At 38.8% G+C, this 6038-nt stretch carries 4 protein-coding genes; 1 reads left to right on the forward strand and 3 read right to left on the reverse strand.

Going from position 1 to position 6038, the window contains the following annotated elements; translation table 11 throughout:
* The first annotated feature begins 42 nt into the window (after positions 1–42).
* Complete coding sequence (locus tag E1176_RS07790; protein WP_155210050.1) at positions 43–1254, forward strand: DUF3667 domain-containing protein; 1212 nt, start codon at positions 43–45, stop codon at positions 1252–1254.
* A gap of 38 nt (positions 1255–1292) precedes the next feature.
* Here E1176_RS07790 and hemL read toward each other — a convergent pair whose 3' ends face one another.
* The 3 genes from hemL to guaA are packed head-to-tail and all read right to left on the reverse strand — an operon-like array spanning position 1293 to position 5874.
* Positions 1293–2582, reverse strand: coding sequence for a glutamate-1-semialdehyde 2,1-aminomutase (gene hemL, locus E1176_RS07795; protein WP_155210051.1), 1290 nt, complete (start codon positions 2580–2582; stop codon positions 1293–1295).
* Positions 2563–4335: a hypothetical protein gene (locus E1176_RS07800; RefSeq protein ID WP_155210052.1), complete on the reverse strand. Its 1773-nt coding sequence runs from the start codon at positions 4333–4335 to the stop codon at positions 2563–2565. Before E1176_RS07800 ends, hemL begins: the two co-directional genes overlap by 20 nt.
* A gap of 9 nt (positions 4336–4344) precedes the next feature.
* A complete protein-coding gene (gene guaA / locus E1176_RS07805; protein ID WP_155210053.1) occupies positions 4345–5874 on the reverse strand; it encodes a glutamine-hydrolyzing GMP synthase in 1530 nt (509 codons plus the stop codon).
* Between the last annotated feature and the right edge of the window lie 164 nt (positions 5875–6038).

Consider the following 6038-nt stretch of genomic DNA (forward strand, 5'->3'; position numbering starts at 1 on the left):
TTTTAATAATTAATATTAATTTCACCGCTTAAAATAGAATGAATGCGAATCAGTAGAAAGACCAACAGCTGTCTCAACTGCGGAAGAACCCTCGATAAGATTTATAATTATTGCCCCAACTGTGGCCAGGGTAATCACGATGATAACGTTTCTTTCGGAGCGCTTCTAGGCGATTTTTTTAGTACTTACTTTGCTGTTGACTCAAAGTTTGGCCGTACAGTTCTTCCTTTTTTTATTAAACCGGGCTACCTGACCAACCGCTACGTAGAGGGTAAAAGAGAAAGCTATGCGCACCCTATCAGGTTATATCTGATCATAAGCTTATTCTATTTTTTTACTGTTACGATCGCTACCAATGAAGTAATGAAAGAATTTGATGGTGACGAAACTAAAAAAGGCATTATCTCTAATTCGAAGTCAACAAAATTGATCGATGTACTTCCTCTTATGGACGAAGGTCTTAAAAAAGACCTACAAAAGCCTTTGTCCGGAAAAGAGCGGAAGTTATTGCAGGAAAAATTAGAAGTAAACAACTCTCTTGATAGTTTAACAAGCTATTTGAGCGACTTACGCCCAAAAACACAACGAGAGCTAAGATTACACCTTGGTGACTCTATTGCTGATGTCTTTAAGCTGGCAGAGGTGTCGGAAGAGGAGAAAAAGAAGGAAGAAGAGAAAAGGAAGAATAAAAGTGATCAAAGCATTTTAAATAGAATAGATTTTGACAAAATCTCTGACCTCTCTGACACCGACCTTACTGACAAGCAGGTGTACGACTCTCTAAAGTTGGGTGAGTTAAGCTATTTTGATGAGATGATAGCTTATCAAATGATTAGAGTCAACCGCGCTGATAATAAACAAGTAGTAGGTTATGTAGTAAAAAACCTACCACTAATGATGTTTATACTCATACCAATCTTTGCTTTGGTTTTAAAACTCCTATACGTAAGAAGAAATGAGCTATACATCAAACACCTCATACATGCCCTTCACCTACATTGCTTCGCGTATCTGATATACGGAGTATTGATTATCACCACTACCTACTTGCTCAAAAATGATGACATCTCAGAACCAATGCTTACAATAGGTTTTATTTTGGTATCAACCTATGCATTTATTTCTTTCCTGAAAGTATATAAACAACACTGGTTTAAAACTCTCATTAAATTCAATATAGTCGGAGGTATCTATATGTTCGCCATTATGATCTTCTTCATGATGGAGCTAGCGATTTCTCTATTACTATTCTAGAGTATTAAAGCCTAAACGCATAAATACCTTGCGCTAGACTAATGAATATCTTTTAATACTTTCCTATTGGCAGAAAGGATGTGATCGATTACATCACCTTTAATTTCGGTAGAAACAAACAAGGTTTCGAATTGAGATGGAGCAATATAAACCCCTTCTTCTAATAAGCCCCTGAAGTATTTACCAAAAAGAGCTGTGTCACAACTTTTCGCTGTTTCGAAGTCAATCACTTGCTGGTTGGTAAAGAACAGGCTGTACATTGACCCAACATGGTTCATAGTATAATCCAGATTAAGGTCATTGAGTATATCCTGCATACCATCAACTATTGTTTTGGTATTCGATTCCAGGTCGGTATAGATCTGAGGATTATCATTCAATGTACTTAGCATAGCTTGCCCTGCTGCCATAGCCACAGGATTACCAGACAATGTACCCGCCTGGTAAACAGGACCTTGAGGGGAAACAAAGTCCATAATTTCTTTTTTACCCCCATAAGCACCAACAGGCATACCACCACCAATAATTTTTCCTAAAGTAGTAATGTCTGGTTTTATTCCATATAGCGCTTGCGCACCTGCTTTGGCCAATCTAAACCCGGTCATTACCTCATCAAATATGAGGACAATACCGTGCATATCACAAATTGACCTAAGACCTTCTAGAAATGACTTTTCTGATTCAATACAACCCATATTACCTGCAACAGGCTCAATGATGATTGCTGCAATACTATCAGGATTATTGTTCACCAATTTCCGAACAGCATCCAAATTGTTAAATGGTGCAGTGAGTGTGTCTTCAGCTGTACCTTTGGTTACGCCCGGGCTATTGGGTATACCCATTGTCATTGCGCCACTACCGGCAGCAATCAAAAAAGAGTCGCCATGACCGTGATAACAACCTTCGAATTTTATAACCTTGTCGCGATTTGTATAACCACGTGCAAGTCTTATGGCCGACATAGTAGCCTCAGTGCCAGAGTTTACCATGCGTACTTTCTCAATAGAAGGTACCATTGTAGTAATCAGCTCGGCAATTGTAATTTCTCTATTAGATGGCGCACCAAATGAAAGTGATGATTTAGCTGCTTCAACTACAGCTGCTTCTATTTCAGGGTGAGCATGGCCTAATATCATAGGGCCCCATGAGTTAATAAGGTCTACGTACTTATTGCCATCTTCATCGTAGATATAAGCGCCTTTTGCACTTGAAATGAAGAGTGGATCTCCACCAACTGCTTTAAAGGCTCTTACAGGTGAGTTGACTCCTCCCGGAATGTAGTTTTGTGCTTCCTTGAATAATGCTTTACTTCTCGATATCTCCATCACGTTCTTCTTGATTTAAAATCACTTCCATTTCTTCATCATCAAACCTGAGTATTGGCACCAGTTGGTTGCTGTTTGATTGATTGAAGTTATAACCATAGCTAATGAAACCGGGCATAAAGCCTTCCTCGCCCCAGCCAATCTGAAAATACTTACCATGCTTATCAAGGCTCTTCCCCATTAGCATCATTAATTCAAACCCGCTTGCTACGTACTTGTTTGGCGATTTTTTATGTTTTTTAAGGTATCTGTTTCTGAAATTTTTAAACCCTAATGTATCTTTTGGCATGTATGCTGGGGCATACAATACAGTTTTAAGCCTACCGTAAGTTTCGTAATTAATCACAGGCAGCTCCATCCACTCTGCAGAACCAATTACGGTGATAGAATCACCTCTTGTTTCTACAGCACTAATTACTTTGGTAGATATTAAATCATTATCAGAGGCCACAAAAATATGTCCTATGCTGTCAATACCGATGGTATAGTTAGATCTCGCTTCTTCTGTAGAGGCCTCTTTTATTTTCTCGTCAGAAATCAACAATAAATCAAGAATGGCTCTCGATTCATCCTTTCTGATTTTCTGAGTCATAATTATATTAAAGCTGTCTTTTTCAATTCGCTGCTTATATGAGTAAGCCATGGTCGAATCAGACTTTGAGTCTTCATAAAAGATGATCCCCACTTTATTTCTGGCATTTTTGGCTACATATTTTGCCGCTTCCACCCCTACCTGCTCACTGCCAGGTTTGAATAAGAATGAATATGGGTTTTTACCTATTATATCCGTATTTGAAAACAATGGATTGATCACATTGATTTGATTAGTATATGCAAACTGAGTAACCAGCTCAATAGGTTTGGCATATAATGGCCCTATAATAAGGTCCATGCCTTTCATTTCTTCTTTAGCCAGTATTTTGCTTGTAGCTACACTATCTCGCTTAGTATCATAGGCAAATAGTTGAATATCAATTCCGCTATCTTTGAGACTATCTACTGCCAGGCGAATACCTTCATAAATATCCAGTACAAATTGGTTTACCTTTGGTTTGTCGACCGGCTCTAACTTATCCACCACAAAAGGTAAAATCACTGCTACTTTGTAGCTGTCCTTAAATACTGTTTTAGTAACCAGCGAAACATTTAATATCTCAGGGTCAAGGTCAAAATCTTCAATTAGCCTTTCTAATAATTCCTGATCTCTATCTGCAAGAGGCAAAGCAGCTATTCTCTTAGCTAAGACTCTGGCAACCACTTCGTCTTCACTATTATTTTTATGAAGACTCTTGAGGGTATTAAGATTTTCTATCCCGGTGATATGGTACCGCTTAAGATCGACAATGAAATCTCTACTTCTTTTATTTTTTACGCTTTTTAGAATGTTAAGCGCACTGTTAAACTCCTCCTGCTCAAAATATATTTGTGCCAACCAGAGGTTTACCTCATCTATTTTTGACCATTTAGGATAAAGCTGCTTAACCTGTAGTAACATATCCTTTGCCATGGGTACATATCCCTGTCTATAGGCTGAAAGCGCATAATAGAAAGAAGAGTAATTAGCAAATGGATTGTTTTCGTCTGACTTGATGAGAGGCTTAAATGCCTCCATAGCCAAACTATATTTACCTTGAGAAAATAATAGGTGTGCACCCGTGTATTGCTTTGCATACTCTTCAGGGGTGGTTTGTGCTATTACAGCACTTCCTACAAATAAAAGCCAGACAATTGCTATGTATTTTATACGCTTCATCTTAAAGATTTATTCCCACTCTATGGTTGCAGGAGGTTTAGAACTGATATCGTAAACAACGCGGTTTACACCTTTTACTGTATTTATTATTTTGTTGGATACGTCAGCCAGAAAATCGTATGGCAAATGGCACCAGTCAGCTGTCATACCATCTACACTGGTTACGGCCCTTAGACTTACCACTTGCTCGTAGGTTCGTTCGTCTCCCATTACACCAACAGATTGAATCGGTAAAAGTATTGCTCCCGCCTGCCATACTTCATCATACAGCCCATTTTCCTTGAGACCGTTTATCCATATGTGATCGACTTCCTGCAAAATTGATACCTTTTCTGGTGTGATGTCTCCTAAAATTCTAATACCGAGACCTGGGCCTGGAAAAGGATGACGACCTAAAATAGCCTGATCGATCTGTAAGGTTTTACCAACAAGCCTTACTTCATCTTTAAATAGCGTGTTTAGTGGCTCTACTACTTTCAATTTCATAAAATCTGGCAGACCACCCACATTGTGGTGAGATTTTATAGTGGCAGATGGCCCCTGAACCGATACAGACTCGATTACATCGGGGTAGATCGTACCCTGACCCAACCATTTTACATCTTTTATTTTATGGGCTTCATCATCAAAAACCTCAATAAATACTTTACCAATCGCTTTTCTTTTGTCTTCAGGATCAGTGAGGCCTTCTAAAGCTTTGTAAAATCTATCCTTAGCATCTACACCTTTTACATTGAGCCCCATGTGTTTGTAAGAGTCGAGTACATCTTCAAACTCATTCTTTCTTAACAAACCATTGTCAACGAAAATACAATGTAAATTCTTACCGATTGCCTGGTGAATAAGCGTGGCAGCCACAGAAGAATCAACACCTCCTGACAAACCTAAAACCACTTTATCATCGCCAAGTTGTTCTTTTAAAGAATCAATTGTCGCCTCTACAAAAATATCCGGAGTCCAATCCTGTGCACATTTACAGATGTGAACCACAAAATTTCTTAGTACGATTTTTCCTTCCAGACTGTGTGTTACTTCAGGGTGAAATTGTATGCCGTAAGTCTGCTCGTCTTTTATTTTGTAGGCTGCTACATTAACTGAAGGCGTACTGGCAATAATGTCGAAATTTTCAGGCAACTGTGTAATTGTATCCCCATGTGACATCCAAACCTGAGAGTCTATAGAAATTTCTTTCATCAGCTCATTGTGCTGATCTACAGACGATAACTTAGCCCGACCGTACTCTCTAACCTTCGATGGCAATACCTCTCCGCCATTTTTATTAGCCATCATCTGAGCACCATAGCACACCCCTATCACCGGAACCTTTTGTCTATAAGCATCAAGGTCTAAATCTGGCGCATCTTCTTGCTTTACAGAACACGGGCTTCCTGATAAAATAACGCCTTTTATGTCGTCTGTAAGTGCGGGAGGGTTGTTATAGGGGTGAATTTCGCAATAAACATTAAGCTCTCTTACTCTTCTTGCAATTAGCTGCGTGTATTGGGAGCCAAAATCGAGGATCAGTATTTGTTCTGCCATGCCGCAAAAATAGTATGCACGATGTGGAAAAACTATTTTCTTATAAGGAAAAGAGGCAGGCTTCTTACATCGATTAAATCAAAGGAATTGACTGTAATCATTGAGCCAAAAACAGCCATATGAAAAGCTGGCATAGTTTTTTCGTTTAATTTTTATAAAAGAAA

Source organism: Fulvivirga aurantia, assembly GCF_009711475.1.
Lineage (GTDB): Bacteria > Bacteroidota > Bacteroidia > Cytophagales > Cyclobacteriaceae > Fulvivirga > Fulvivirga aurantia.